The following is a 13,829-nucleotide window of genomic DNA, read 5'->3' as shown; positions in this document are numbered from 1 at the left end:
AGCACCCAGCTGGACGCGCAGGGCCAGCCCCTGCAGGCCGAGCTGCGTCGCTACGACCGCCACGGTCGCCTGGTCGAAATCGCCCGCCAGAACTCGGTGGCCGGCCAGCCGCAAGCACCGCAGTGGTTGCAGCGCTATGACTACGAAGACCGCAAGTTCCCGGACGGCAGCATCGCCCTGGGCCAGCAGCCCAGCCTGGTCAGCCAGCCCAGCGTGATCGCCGGCAAGACGCGCAGCACCGCCTTCGAGTTCAATGAACAGGGTCAGGTCTTGCGCATCAGCGAGCGCGGCTGGAGCCCTATCGATGCCGAAGGCCAGGCGAAACCCAGCCCGTTGGAACGCTCCACCACCTACCGCTACACCCTCATCGCCGGCAAGAGCGTGCTGGCCGAGATTGACGGACCGCTGCCCAATGGACCCAAGGGGACGCCGGAGGACTCGGATGTGACGCGACTGGACTGGGATACCAAGGGTCTCATGCCCATCAGTGCACACACCCCCGGACCTCAGCACTGGCAATGGCAACATGACGCGCTGGGCTATCTGCAGCTGGTGCGACTCATCGACGGTCACCGGCAGATTGAGACCGAATGGACCTGGCATCACAGCGGCGTGGCCGCATCGCAGGTGTCGCGTGTGTTGCGGCGTGGCAGCCTGCTCGCGGGTGGCAGCGCTCAGTCTGAGGGGCAGCGCGAGCTCGTCCTGCTGGAGGCCAGCTACGACGCCCTGGGACGTCGCGTCAAACGGTCCTCCAGCGGCAAGCCTGACACTGCCCAGACCCTGGACTACGACGCATGGGGGCGCCCGGCACGCATGATGCTGCCGGATGGCACTGAGCACCGGTGGTCCTATGACGCGGAGAGCCGCCTGCTGGCCGCCACGCTTCGAACGTCCGAGGGCGCCGTGATCGACGGCCGTGCGTGGCTGAGGGACGCCGGCGGCCAGGTGCTGGCCAGCTTGGGGCTGGAAGGGCAGATGCATTTGCAGGCGCTACAGATTCCCGCCGCCGTGCGCGATGACCTGAGCGAAGCCCACGCACAGTCCGCGCGGCTGCCGGAGCGGCCGCGGCTGCAGGACGACTTCGGACGAGAAGTCCTGAGCCGGGACCCCGAAGACGGCCGCATCGTCACCAGCTTCTCCACGCTCATGGACGGTGGACGCCTATTGGCGGTCCAGCATCAAAGGCGCGAAGCGCTCGGCGCTGAGGACCGGACGGATGAGTGGATGTACTTCGACGCGGCGGGCCGCCTGGTCCGCCATCGCAGCCAGGGCCATGCCGCCGGCACAGCCTGCGAGGAAGACTATCGCTATCAAGGCGCTCTGCTGTCAGAGATCAGCGGCTGCGGTGAGACGCAGCGCTTCACCCGCGACGCCCTCGGACTCATCACGCTGCATGAGCGTGAACGCGCCGTGCCGGGCCAGGCCAAGCCCAGCCGGTTCAAAGAACGCTTCGGCTACGACGCACAGGGGCGCCTGCAGTGGCGAGAGCTGCCGGATGAGCAAGTGCTGCGCTACGGGCAAGTCGGCCCCCAGGATTTGCACCTGTCCCGACTGCGCCCGTGGCTTGCCCGTCTGTTCCAAAGCAAGCCGAACTGGGCGCTGGCCCTCGCCACACGCCTGCCGGCCAGTTGGACGCAAGACTCATTGGTGAAGAGCCTGAGCAGCGACGCAGGCCGACAGCGGGCGCTCGTCCATGGCAACGGTTCACACACCCGCTGGGAACGCAGTGCGACACCGAGTCCAGCCGCTGCGGAGGCCCGGGTCGCCGCGGCCTCGCCTCAGCCTCCCGCGCCCGCCCCGGCCACGCATGCACCGGCCGTCGACGGTTTTGGCCGACTGCAGCATTGGACGCCTGCGTCTGGGCCCTTCGCTGGCGAGCGCCTGCGCCTGCAATGGAATGCGCAACATCAGCTGCAGGCGCTTCTGCGCGTGAATGGTGAACTTGCCGCGCGGTATCAGTACGATGCGGCAGGCAATCGGACACTGAAGCAGGTCCAGCAGCCGGGCAAGGGGCTTGAGACTTACCAGTATCTCTATGACACCCAACACCGGCTGGTCGCGCTTGCGGACGGCGCGGGCAAGATCTCGGAGCAGTTCCTCTACACCGACCACCGCGCGCATACCGTGCTGCGTGGGAAGCAGGCCTTCAGCCTGGAAACGGACTGGCGCGGGCTGCCGCTGACGCTGCGCGACGAGCAAGGCAGCACCCGCTGGCAAGCTTCGGCAAGCGCCTTTGGCCTTGAACGCCACCCGGACGCCCCCCTCCTGCGACTTGCGGGGCAAGTGGCCGACGAAGAGAGCGGGCTGTACTACAACGTCCATCGCTATCTGGACCCAAGAAGCGGGCGCTACATCAGCCCCGATCCACTCGGCGCCGTCGACGGCGCGGATCGCTATGCCTACCTGGGCGGTCATCCGTACCGAGGCATCGACCCTTTGGGACTGTTCGAAATTCCGGTCAAGTACTTCTTCAACAAGAGCGATGCCTTCAATGGCCCGATGCAGGTGGGCGACGACGGGCACGGCGACATCGTGCGCGCTGCTTTTGCCATCTACAACGGCAAGGAAAGCAATCGCTTCTCGAAGTTCTTCATCGACGAAGTCATCAAGAACAACTACCAGAGCGACGCCGTGGATCCCAGCCACCCCTTCCCCAAGTCCGGGGTTGGCGGCCCTGGCATCGAGGGCGGGGGGCAGTTCAATCCCCTCAACCACTTCGACAACCCCCATGATGGGCCCATGTGCAAGGATGAAGCCTGCACCACCTTGGCTGACGGCTACTCACTGGACTGGATCAAGAACTCCTTGCAGGCGGTCGACAGCAATCGCGGCAAGTATTGGAATGTGGCCGCAGGTGACGGGCGCGGCGACATCAGCCCGCTGCTGGGGGCCTTTGGTCAGAACACCCATGCCTTGGCTGACTTCTACGCCCACAGCAACTGGGTAGACGGGCTGAACCGTGGCGGGAAGGTGGAGAACAAATACAAGGAGGACGGCAAGGAAAAGCTGGAATGCGGCTGGATTCCCAAGGGAAAGAACATGCGCAGCATCTGGGACGAAGACCTCAGTGACTCGGCCCTGAGAACCTTGTACACGGGGACTGTACAGTTAGGAGAGACCAGCGTGCCCACTTTGCCGGACTACGACAAGACCAACAAGGTCTGCGGCAAGGAGAGCGCCCTCGGCAAGGGCGACATCGTCTGCGAACGAGACAAGACCACCCACGGTTACTGGGGCAAGGACCACGATTCAACCGTCAAAGACGAAGACAAATTCACCGCCACGGAAACTGCCGAATTCAATGCCGCCAACCAGTACTACTGGAAAGTGGAAACCTATTCGGGCAAGCCGCCCACGACCAAGGTGGCCTCACCCGCCAAGTTCGAGTTGCATTGGTATTCAGTCGACGGAAAAGCCGAGTCCGAACTGGTGAAGGGCGACAAGATCATGGTCGCGCAACCCATCACCAACCGACATCGGCTGGCCTTCTCCTTGGCCGTCGCTCACACCCTGAAGGAGATCGAAAAGCTGTACGACAACGCTGCCGGCAAAATGGTCGGCGGTCAGACGATGCAGGATGTCTTCAAGATGGACAAGACGGCCATCGACGGCGCCGGCGTCGGATACGCCAACCGAACCAAGAAGAACTGAACCCGGGAGTTGTCATGCATCGTTTGACCTGGCGCCTGCTGAGGCCCACCATCTTGGGAGGGCTCGCCGCAGCCCTTCCACTGCTCGCCCTGGCCCAGGTCCCGCGCACGGACACGGCCACTTGCGCACTCCCCGGCGGCCATCGCATCGAGCTGAAGTCCCGCTATCTGTGGCTGCCCGTCAATCCACATCCGCGCAGCGACCGGACCCACCACGACCAGGGCGCGTACAGCGTTCGTCTGCGCCCGGCCGGGGGTCGCCCCATCACCTTGACCGAAGACTCAGACCGGCAAGCCATGGCCCCGGACGTCGCTGCCTACAAGTGCAGCGGCTACGGTGCCCAGGGTTCTATCGTCTTCAGCCTCCACGACCTCGTCCTCCTGCCCTCCGGCGAGCGCCTGCCGACGCAGGCGCTGTACCGCATGGGCGTGGCCTCGTCCAAGGCCGAGTACAGCGAAACCCATCAGCGCTTGCTGAAGCAGGAGGCGCTGGCCTACCCGGCGGGCTGGGCCTTCGGACTGGATTCACAGGGGACCTTGCTGGCCGAGCAAGGGTTCTACGACGCCGTCGCCCGCGGGCAGATCACAGCGGTGCTGCGTTTCACCTCGGCGGACCAGGGCAAGACCTGGCACGAGCAGGGGCTGGCCCGGTCCTCCACCTTGTTCGATCTCGGCAAGCCATGGGAGGCACAAGCCTTTGTCGGTCGCGCCGTGAAGGTCAACGGCAAGGCGCTTTCACCCTGAGCCTCGCAAGCAAGTGAAGGGGCACTCTGAGTCGGCGCGTTGACGCCGGCGCCTCAAAAGGCCGCTGTTGTCCTTGGGATCCGCCAGGCTTGCGATGCGGCTCACCGGCGAGGCTCGGAATGCGCTGCGGCTATCCTGCCGCCATGACCTATGCAAACTTGCACGCGCTGCGCAGCGGCGCCTTGAAAGGCAGCTCGCAGCTGGACCTCAGACACGCCGGCCTGCAGGCCCTGCCCGATGAAATCCTCCAGCTGGCCGACAGCTTGGAAGTGCTTGACGTCTCCAGCAATGCGCTGAGCCAGCTGCCCGACTGGCTGGCCAGTCTGCCGCGCCTGCGCATCCTGTTCGCCTCCCAAAACCAGTTCAGCGAGCTGCCCGAAGTCCTGGGGCGCTGCCCGCAGCTGGAAATGGTAGGTTTCAAGAGCAACCGCATCGAGCGGTTCAGCGGGGCGGCCCTGCCTGCGCGCTTGCGCTGGCTGATCCTGACCGACAACCGCATCGAAGCGCTGCCGCCCGAGATCGGCCGCTGCACGCGCTTGCAAAAGCTGGCCCTGGCAGGCAACCGCTTGCACGCGCTGCCGCCCGAGCTGCTGCAATGCCGGGCACTGGAGCTGATCCGCGTCTCGGCCAATGAACTGCAAGCCCTGCCCGAAGCACTGCTGCAGTTGCCGCGCCTGAGCTGGTTGGCCTTCGGCGGCAACCCTTTCAATCGCGAGTTGGAGCAAGCCGCGTTGGCGCACACGCCTCTGCCCGCCCTGCCCTGGCCGCAGCTGCGGCTGGAGGCGCAGCTCGGCGAAGGCGCGTCCGGCGTGATCCACCGTGCGTTGCACATCGATGCGGCTGAGCCGGTCGCCGTCAAGGTCTTCAAGGGTGAGGTCACCAGCGACGGCCTGCCCGACAGCGAGATGGCCGCGGCCCTGCAGGCCGGCGCCCACGCCAACCTGATCCCGCTGCGCGCGCGCCTGAGCGAACACCCGAGCCAGGCCCGGGGACTGGTGCTTGATCTGATCAGCCCGGCCTTCCGCAGCCTGGCCGGCCCGCCCAGCTTGGCCAGCTGCAGCCGCGATGTCTATGCCGAAGGCAGCCACTTCAGCCTGAGCGCCCTGCTGCGCATCACCCGCGGCATGGCTTCGGCCTTGGCCCAGCTGCAGGAGCGCGACCTCTGCCATGGCGACTTCTACGCCCACAACATCCTGCACGACGGCCAGGGTCTGGCCTATCTCGGGGACTTTGGTGCGGCGTCCTTCTTGCCGCGCGCGGCCAGCGTGGCGCAGCGCGAAGCGGTAGCGCGCATCGAGGTGCGCGCCTTCGGCTGCCTGCTGGAGGAATTGCTGGCGCGCTGCAGCGAAGCTCAAGAACCATCGCTGCACGCACTTCGCGATGCCTGCCTGGACGAGCAGGCCGAGCGCCGGCCTACTTGGACCCAGATCCTGGGGCAGCTGGACGCAGTCAGCGCCTGAGTCCCCACGAGCGCTCAGAGCACGATGGCGTGCTTCTCCATGCGGTAGCGCAAGGTGTCGCGACTGATGCCCAGCTCGCGCGCCGCCTGGCTGACGTTGCCGCGCGCGGCGGCCAGGGCCTGCAGCAAGGCCTCGCGCTCCATGCGATCCAGGCGTGAACCGGGGGCATCGACAGCGGCTAACTCCGCGTTGGGCAGGGGCGGCGCGCCGGCCTGCGGTTCAGCGGATGAGCGAGGCAGCAGCAGATCCAAGGCCTCGATCTGCGCGCCCGGCGCCATCAGCACCGCCTGCTCAATAACATTGCGCAGCTCGCGCACATTGCCGGGCCAGCAATGCGCCCGCAGCGCAGCCAAGGCCGAATCGGACAAGCGCATGGCCGGTCGACGGTAGCGTTTGGCGAACTGTTCGCAGAAATGGCCGGCCAGCAGCAGCACATCCGCACCGCGCTCGCGCAGCGGCGCCACTTGCAAGGGCAGCACGCGCAGGCGGAAGTACAGATCGGCACGGAACAGGCCGGCCGCCACCCGCTGCTCCAGGTCCTGGTTGGTGGCGGCGACGATGCGCAGCGCCAGCTGGCGCTCCTGCACCGCGCCGAGGCGGCGAAAGCGCCCGTCCTCGATCACCTTGAGCAGCTTGGCCTGCAAGCCCAGGTCCAGTTCGCCGACCTCGTCCAGGAACAAGGTGCCGCCATCGGCCGCCTCGAGCAGGCCCTGGCGGCGCTCCTTGGCATCGGTGAAGGCGCCACGCTCATGGCCGAACAGCTCGCTCTCCAGCAGCGGCGCGGGAATCGCGGCGCAGTTGATCTCGACAAACGGCGCTTGCGCACGATCGCTCTGGAAATGGCAGGCCCGAGCCACCAGCTCCTTGCCGACACCGGTCTCGCCAGTGATCAGCACCGGCGGCAGCATGCCCTCGGCCTGCACCGCCGCCAAACGGGCGATGCGCTGGCGCAGCTGCTGCATGGCCTCGGAATCACCGAGCAGACTCTGGCTGGCCTCGCGTTCGCGGGCGTCAAAGTAACGCAGCCGGCCCGCGTCACGCTGGGCCTGACCGATCAGGGCCAGGCGCTCGCGCAGCTCACTCAAACCGACCGGCTTGGTCAGCAAATCATCGGCACCGGCCTTCATGGCATCGACCGCGAGCTCGATGCTGCCGTGGCCGGTGACCAGCAGGATGTGCACCGCCGCGTCGCGCGGGCGCACCTGGCGAATGAAATCCAAGCCGCTGCCATCGGGCAGGCGGTAGTCCAGCAAGACCACATCGGGCGCCTCGGCCTGGAAGGCGCTCAGGCCCTCGGCCAGGGTGCCGGCGGTGCGCACGCTGTGGCCGGCGCGCTCCAAAAAACGCGCCGCGTTCTTGAGCCACACGCGCTCGTCATCAATGATCAAGAGACTGGCCATGGCTTCAGGCTTGTGGAAGTTCGATACAGACGCAGGTGCCGCCGCCGGAGCGCGGCTCCAGCCAGATCCGGCCGCCCAGACGTTCGACGATGCGGCGCGCCAGCGGCAGGCCCAGACCCAGCCCTTGCGGCTTGGTGCTGTAGAAGGGCCGGAGCACCTGCTCATGCTGCCCGGCGGCAATGCCCTGGCCGCGGTCCAGCAGGCGCAGACGCCAACAGCCACGGCGCGTGCGGTCGAGCTCGATCCGCGCCTCGGCGCCCTCGGCCATACCGACCATGGCTTCGCTGGCATTGCTGAGCAGGCTCTCGATCATGGAACGCAGCAGCTGCGCGTCGCCACGGATCAGAGCCGCGGTTCGATCCGCCTCCGAAGCCTCGCCCAGCACCAAGCGCTGGCCGCGCCGCTGAAAGGCCGCCTGCTGCTCAGCCACGCAGCTTTGCAGCAGGGGCCACAGGGCCAGACGCTCTGGGCTGGCAGACCCCAACGAAGACAGGCGCAAGAGTTCGCTGATGCGCTGGGAGATGCGGTCGACCTCCGCCAGGATGTCACGCGCCGACTCTTGCGCATGCTCTTGCGGCGCCTCCAGGCTCAGCTCGGCGGCCGAGCGGATCGAGGCCAAAGGGTTGCGGATGTTGTGCGCCACCGAGGCGGCGAGCTCGCCGATCACCGCCAGGGTTTCGCCCTCCAGCAGCTGGGCATGCTGCCGCTGCATGACATGGTCGGCCCGGCGCACCAGGCCGTAGAGGCTCAGAAACAGCAGCAGCGCGCCAGCCAGGGCCATGCCGGCCACCTGCAAGCGGCCGCGCTCGATGGCCTCGGTCAGGGCCAGCGGCGCCTTGTAGAGCTCGATCACCCCGACCACCTGACCGGCTGGATTGAGCACCGGGATGTAGGTCTCGACATAGAAGCTGACCGCCGCCGCCAGTCCAATATGCTCGGCCTTGCTGCGTTCATCCGGACTGATGCGCCCGGCGTGCACGACCAGCTCGCCGCGTTCGGCGGCCTCGAGTTCATCGTTGTCGGCAAAACGCTGGCCGATCAGGCCCGGGTTGCTGGACCAGAGCACCTGGCCGTCGCGTCGGTAGACATTGGCTCGCAAGACATCGGGCATATGGCTCAGGTGCAGGACCGAGCCTTTGAATCGCTCACGTGCCGACGCGTCCTCGGGCCGCTCTAGATAAGCGTAGGAGCCGTCAGCCAGCAGCACGTTCTGCACAAAGTCGCGCGAGGTGGCAGCCTCGCGCTGGAACAGCTGCTCGCTCAGGAAACGTGAAATCGCCCAGACATGGGCCACGGCGATCAGCACGATCACCAAGGCAGCCAGGCCGATGAACCAGCGCGTCAGGCGGAAGGGTCCGGCACCGGCCGGCGGCACCGTGCCGGGGTCGGCCGCTCGGCCGGCGGGGGCGGAACTCATGGGCATGGCTCGGTGTTCCTTCGCAAGATCAGCAGCTGCTTCCACCCATCATCGCTGCGCCAGGTGAACCGAGGCTGACAGCACGCGGTCCACACTTGCCCCTCACACCGGCCGGCTGATGCCGGCCCACAGCCTCTGCAGCAGCGCGCGCGCCTGCGTCTCGGCCAGGCAGGGCATGTCCAGGGCCCGGCTCTGGCGGCTGCCGCCCTGGGTGTCGGCCTGCAGATGCATCAGGCCCAGATGACGGTCCAGGGCCGAGCTGTAGAGGCGCAGTGACTGCAGCTTGGGCAAGGCCAGAATGACAGTGCGCTGGGTGAAGACGCCGCTGCGGTAGAGCAGCACATCGCCGGCCTCGGCAAATGCGGCGCTGGCCACCCAGGCACGGGCATGCAAGTAGCAAAGCGCGAGCAGCAGCACGCTCGCCGAGAGCAAGCCCGGCCAGGGGAGCAGCCAGGCGAGCAGCCCGTCCAACAGCGCCAGCACACCCAGCAGGGGCAGCAGCCAGCGCGCCAGGCCGTACAGACGCCGCCGCAAGGCCGCGGGTGCCAGGGGCTGCCAGACCAACTGTTCCCAGTGAAGTTTCGGCAAGCACAGACGCAGCAAGTCCTGCGCCTGCTCTGGCCGCGCCAGCGGCGCCAGCTCGCTGAAGCGGCCGGCGCCATCCACTCCGCTGTGGTGTTCCTGCTGGTTGTTGTCGCCGGCCACGGTCACCGAGAGGCAGACCCGGCCCAGACGGCGCTGCAGCCAGCTGCTGCGCAACTCCCAGCGCTGCAGACGCGGCAGGCGGGCGCCGGCACGCACATGGGTGCTCAGGCCACGGATGGCCAGCAGCCGTTCACCCTGCTGCTCCAGGCGGAAGCCGTGGTAGCGCAGAAAGGCCAGCGCCACCGAGAGCAAGCGCGTCAGCAGCATGAAGATCAACAAAGCGGCCAACAAGCTCAGGCCGAGATGCAGCCAGCGCTGGGTGTGCAGCTCGGCTTCGATGGTGTGCGCCACGCTGCGCGAGAGCGGGCCCACGGTGCTCGCAAAGGCCTTGCGCGTCCACTCGCTCTGCATGCTGCTGCCGAACAAGGCCGCGACCAGGACAAAGCCATGGTTGGATGTCAGGCCGAGCCGCACGATTTCGCCCGCCGGCAGGCTGAACAGCAGGCGCGTGGGCGGCACGGTGACACCTGCTGCTTCAGACTCGGCCGCAGAAACAGACACAGCCTGGGGCTCCGCGCCTTGTCCGCGCAGCAAGGCCTCCAGCTCCGCCGCCGCCGCCAGGCTCAGCACCTTCATCACCGCCTCGGGCTTGCCGCCTGCGGCCGACTCCAAGCGCAACTCGGTGACACCCAGCAGCCGATGCAGCAGGTGGCGGCGCTGGGTGATGTTGTGGATGCGGGCAAAGGGAATGTGGCGTTGCGTTCGGTCCAGCACGCCTTCGCGCAAGCGCAGCTCGCCGCCGCTGGCCTCGAAACGGTAGACGCGTGCCTGCAGCACCGACCAGAGCGCAGCCGCGCTCATGGGCAGTGCGGCCCAGAACACCCAATCCTGGTTTTTCTGGCCCAGCACCAGCACCGCCAGCAAGGGTGCAAGCAGATGGCGCAGCAAAGCGAGCACGCCGAACACCCAAGACAGGGGATGCAGGCGTCCGTTCAAGGCCGGCTCCGATCGGGCAGCTTCAGTCATGCTCGGCACGCTGGCGCGGCAGCAAGGTGTCCCGCAAGGCATGGGCCTGGGCCAAGGGCAGGCCGTGGATGGAGGTGTGGTGGTCGTGCGAACCGGCCGTGTGCAGGCTCAGGCTGGCCATGCCCCAGAGCCGGTCCAGCGGGCCTTGCGAAACATCGAGATGCTGCAGACGGGCCATCGGCACCCAGATCTCGCTGCGCCACCAGACGCCGCGGCGCAGCACCACGCCTTCGCCGGCATGAAGCTCGGCCCCGTAGAGCACAAAGCGGCGATCGGCCAGCCAGAGACCGAAGAGCAGGCCCAGCACGGGCAGGCTCCAGAGCAGCCAGCGCAGCCCGTTCAGATCCTCGGGCTGCTCTTGCACGATCAGCTCCGCCAGGACCGGAACGGCGAGTCCGGCCAGGCCCAGGCCCAGGCCGGTGACCAAGCGCCAGCAGCCGCGCAGGGCCGGCAGCTTGCCCAAGGGGGTGATGGCGGCTGCGGCCGCTGCGGGTTCATTCATGCACTTGATCCTCCTGCGAGGCCGGATTGTGCATGGCGTCACCGAGCGCCGGGCTCGCGGTTTTCCCACCTGCAGCGACAAGGCCCTGTGTGCGACCCATGCACGCCGTGCTGCAGCCTGTCGCATGCCGTCGCTGCGGCCAAGCCGGCCACCCTAGACTGGCCGCCTGACTCCACTCCCAGCCCTCACGAGGCCAGGCCATGAAACTGCTGCTTTGGTTGATCTTGCTGATCCTGTGCTGGCCCTTGGCCTTGCTGGCGCTCCTGCTCTGGCCTCTGGTCTGGCTGATCAGCCTGCCCTTCCGACTGATCGGCATCAGCGTCGAGGCGGTGTTCGCGCTGCTGCGCGCCCTGCTCTTCTTGCCGGCGCGCCTGCTGGGCTACCGCGAGCGCTGAACGCTCCGTTCAGACTTTGCCGGTCTGAACCGGCAGCCAAGCCCCTTGTTCATAACGGACAAACTGCTGAGCATCATCAAAGCGCCAGAGGTGCAGCCAGCGGTGATCCAGCAGCTGCTGGACCACCTCATGCTTGGCGATCACGGCATCGATGGCGGCCTGCGGCGCGTCAATGACCACAGTCAGGCGCAGGGGCTCATGCAGCCAGCGCTGCCCGTCGTTCAGCGACTGGCGTGACAGACCGATGCGCAGATCACCGCCATTGCCTTCGAACACGCCGATCGTGCCGCCCACCACGTTGTGCAGCAGCTTGTTGCCGCTGCCCAGGCGCTGCGGATCGCAGGTGGAGGCGTGGTACTGCCAGTTGATCCAATGCGTCACCAACATGGGCGCCGTCATCAGCAACTCCAAAACGCTGCCGTCCGCATCCTGTTCGGCGTCGTAGTCATGCAAGAAGCAGCGGCCGGCCAGGTCGACGCCCAGGCTGCGCTGGCGGGGCGCGATCAGGAAGGCCGCGTTGCCGGCCAGGCCCCATTCCGGCCGGGTTTGCGCGCCGTCGTTGGCACGCCGGCGCAGCTGATCCAAGAGCGCCTCGTGCGAGCCGCGCGGGTCCAGCTGCAGCGCGGGCGCCCGCTGCCGTCGCACCTGGTCACCGGCTTGCGCGAACACCGGCTGCAAACGCTGCCAGCGCGCACGCGCGTCCGGTGGCAAGAGGTCCAGATCGAAGCCTTCGATCTCGTCCGTGCTGGTGTTGTGCAGGGCAGCCACAAACACGGTGCCCTCGGGAATTGCCAGGCCCTGGGCTTGCAGGCCGGCGCGCACGGCGGGCTCATTGAGCAGCTGCGCCAGGCTGCGCGCATTGACCTCGCCGGTCTGGCCGCAACAGGCGCCGCAATCCAGCGCCGCCGCATGGGCGTTGTTGGCCGACTGGCTGCCATGGCCGACCAGCAGCACCAGGGGCGCCAGATCGCGCTCCAGCCCCATGGCGTGCAGCACGCGGCCGGCCAGCGCCACCTTGGCACTGAGATCAAGGCCGACAACGCGCGGACGGCAGATCGGCCGGTAGCGGGCCGGCAGGCCGTCCAGATCGTCTCGTGCCCGGGTCTGCAGGCCGGGGCGCAACCATTGCCCCAGCTTGCCCAGATAGCCGAAACCCGCCGCCTCCACAAAGGAAAAGGCGGCGCCCGGCCAGCGGCTGGCCGCTTGCCACTGGTCGGACCAGGCGAAGCGCGCCTGGCGGGCGCGCGCGGCGTCTCGCGCCAGAGCGGCCTCTGTGTCCGTGTCGACAGCGGCGGCCGGCTGCAGGCAGTCGCGCACCTCCATGGCGGGCGCCAGCAGACCCGGCAGCTGCGGCCGGCGCGCTTCGGTGGCCAGCGGCGTGTAGGCCACCGGCAGACCGAAGAAACCGGCAAAGCCCAGGGTCTGGACTCCGGGCCAGGCGGCTTCCAGCGCGCGGCGCATCAGCTCGCTGCGCACGTCAATGCAAAAGGCGGCCTGCACCTCGGGTCTCGAGGCTTGCGCCGCGGCACCGGGCGCGGCCAGCAGGCGCTGCACCAGGCCACGCTGGTAGCCCGCTTCCAGCGCCAGCTGCCAGACCTCGTCGATCACCAGCGTTTTCTCGGCCGCTCGCAGCAGCGCGGGTGCATCCTGCCAGGCCTTCTGCAGCGCCACAAAAGCTCCTGCCGCGGCGCCGTCTTCCTTGCATTCGAGCAAAAGCGCGCCCCAGGCCAGGCGGATGGCCAGCAGGTCACGCAGAGCGCTTTCCGCGCCTTCGGGCCGGCCGTCCAGTCGGGCCTGCCAGCGCTCGTAGGCACACCAGGATGCCCAGCCGTTGACGGTCAGCAGCACCGACTCCAGATAGTCAGCCCACACCGCCTGCGGCAGGCCCAGGCGCTGCAGCACCCAACGTTCGGCATCCTGCCGGGTGGCGGGCAGCGCGTCGATGGCACGACCCAGATGAGGCAGGCCCATCAGCAGGCCGATGCCGTGATCGTGCTGCAAGGTGTCGAGCCAGAAGGCGTACAAGCCTTGTGATCGCTCAGGCTGCCAGTCCGCCTGGTGCTCGTCAAAGTAGGCCGCGCAGGTCTGGCTGACCTGATGCGTGATGGCCTGGCGCCAGGACAGACGGCTGTGGCGCTTGGGATCGTTGTCGAGCACGTCAATCAGCAGGGGCAGCTGATCCAGCGGCTGGCCCGCGCGCAAGGCGTCCAGGCAGGCCTCGGCGCTCAGACCGGCCGCCGCGGCGCCGGGCAGCTGTTTCAGGGCATGGGCCAGATCGGCGGGGCGGATCCGGCCCGCATCCCAGGCTTGCTGCTGCAGCGCCCGCGGCGGGAACACCTGGATGCCGCCCAGCACTGCCATGCGTGCCGCCACCTGGCGCAGCGGCATGCCGATGCGGGACCAATGGGGGTTCACCGCGATCGCCCGATCCAAGGGCCAGGCGGGCGCAATGGCCTGGCAGGCCTGGAGGCAGGCGGCTTCGACCTGAGCGTAAAGACCCGTCTCCGGGCGCCATGCGGCGCCGGCCGGGCGGCGTTCCGCCGCGTCCGGGCGAGCTGGGGCATTCAAGGTTGCGATCATGGTGGGTCCT

At 67.7% G+C, this 13,829-nt stretch carries 9 protein-coding genes; 4 read left to right on the top strand and 5 right to left on the bottom strand.

What is annotated here, in order from left to right:
* The 3 genes from LNV23_RS15270 to LNV23_RS15260 all read left to right on the top strand — a co-directional run.
* Positions 1–3,651: RHS repeat domain-containing protein (locus LNV23_RS15270; protein WP_263563747.1), on the top strand; the 3,651-nt coding region annotated here is incomplete at its 5' end.
* A 14-nt stretch (positions 3,652–3,665) separates the two neighbouring features.
* On the top strand, positions 3,666–4,394 hold the full coding sequence (locus LNV23_RS15265; protein ID WP_263563746.1) for a hypothetical protein: 729 nt from the start codon (positions 3,666–3,668) through the stop codon (positions 4,392–4,394).
* A gap of 143 nt (positions 4,395–4,537) precedes the next feature.
* Complete coding sequence (locus LNV23_RS15260) at positions 4,538–5,854, top strand: leucine-rich repeat-containing protein kinase family protein (protein ID WP_263563745.1); 1,317 nt, start codon at positions 4,538–4,540, stop codon at positions 5,852–5,854.
* Positions 5,855–5,868: 14 nt separating this feature from the next.
* On the opposite strand, the gene LNV23_RS15255 is transcribed toward LNV23_RS15260, so the two are convergent.
* The 4 genes from LNV23_RS15255 to LNV23_RS15240 all read right to left on the bottom strand — a co-directional run bounded on the left by LNV23_RS15255 (position 5,869) and on the right by LNV23_RS15240 (position 10,844).
* Positions 5,869–7,254 carry a sigma-54-dependent transcriptional regulator gene (locus LNV23_RS15255; RefSeq protein ID WP_263563744.1) on the bottom strand — a complete coding sequence of 462 codons (1,386 nt, stop codon included), beginning with the start codon at positions 7,252–7,254 and terminating at the stop codon, positions 5,869–5,871.
* 4 nt (positions 7,255–7,258) lie between these two features.
* Positions 7,259–8,671 carry a sensor histidine kinase gene (locus LNV23_RS15250; RefSeq protein ID WP_263563743.1) on the bottom strand — a complete coding sequence of 471 codons (1,413 nt, stop codon included), beginning with the start codon at positions 8,669–8,671 and terminating at the stop codon, positions 7,259–7,261.
* A gap of 102 nt (positions 8,672–8,773) precedes the next feature.
* Positions 8,774–10,342, bottom strand: a complete 1,569-nt coding sequence (locus LNV23_RS15245) for a PH domain-containing protein (protein ID WP_263563742.1) — start codon at positions 10,340–10,342, stop codon at positions 8,774–8,776.
* Positions 10,335–10,844, bottom strand: a complete 510-nt coding sequence (locus LNV23_RS15240; RefSeq protein ID WP_263563741.1) for a PH domain-containing protein — start codon at positions 10,842–10,844, stop codon at positions 10,335–10,337. The genes LNV23_RS15245 and LNV23_RS15240 overlap by 8 nt, the downstream gene beginning before the upstream one ends.
* 200 nt (positions 10,845–11,044) lie before the next feature.
* Between LNV23_RS15240 and LNV23_RS15235 the strand changes: the two genes are divergently transcribed.
* The gene (locus LNV23_RS15235) at positions 11,045–11,239 is read left to right on the top strand and encodes a hypothetical protein (RefSeq protein WP_263563740.1); all 195 of its coding nucleotides are present in this window, start codon (positions 11,045–11,047) and stop codon (positions 11,237–11,239) included.
* A gap of 9 nt (positions 11,240–11,248) precedes the next feature.
* Here the strand turns inward: LNV23_RS15235 and LNV23_RS15230 are convergent, their stop codons facing one another.
* A complete protein-coding gene (locus LNV23_RS15230; protein WP_263563739.1) occupies positions 11,249–13,819 on the bottom strand; it encodes a YbcC family protein in 2,571 nt (856 codons plus the stop codon).
* Positions 13,820–13,829 lie beyond the last annotated feature (10 nt).

The organism is Kinneretia sp. DJ1R-11 (genome assembly GCF_025717595.1).
Classification (GTDB): domain Bacteria; phylum Pseudomonadota; class Gammaproteobacteria; order Burkholderiales; family Burkholderiaceae_C; genus Paucibacter_A.
This window is presented reverse-complemented; position numbering and strand designations above follow the sequence as displayed.

Excerpts from the sequence above, each read along its gene's own strand:
- LNV23_RS15240 (WP_263563741.1), bottom strand. The coding sequence starts at position 10,844 with ATGAATGAACCCGCAGCGGCCGCAGCCGCCATCACCCCCTTGGGCAAG.
- LNV23_RS15255 (WP_263563744.1), bottom strand. The coding sequence starts at position 7,254 with ATGGCCAGTCTCTTGATCATTGATGACGAGCGCGTGTGGCTCAAGAAC.
- LNV23_RS15265 (WP_263563746.1), top strand. The coding sequence starts at position 3,666 with ATGCATCGTTTGACCTGGCGCCTGCTGAGGCCCACCATCTTGGGAGGG.
- LNV23_RS15250 (WP_263563743.1), bottom strand. The coding sequence starts at position 8,671 with ATGAGTTCCGCCCCCGCCGGCCGAGCGGCCGACCCCGGCACGGTGCCG.
- LNV23_RS15235 (WP_263563740.1), top strand. The coding sequence starts at position 11,045 with ATGAAACTGCTGCTTTGGTTGATCTTGCTGATCCTGTGCTGGCCCTTG.
- LNV23_RS15230 (WP_263563739.1), bottom strand. The coding sequence starts at position 13,819 with ATGATCGCAACCTTGAATGCCCCAGCTCGCCCGGACGCGGCGGAACGC.
- LNV23_RS15260 (WP_263563745.1), top strand. The coding sequence starts at position 4,538 with ATGACCTATGCAAACTTGCACGCGCTGCGCAGCGGCGCCTTGAAAGGC.
- LNV23_RS15245 (WP_263563742.1), bottom strand. The coding sequence starts at position 10,342 with ATGACTGAAGCTGCCCGATCGGAGCCGGCCTTGAACGGACGCCTGCAT.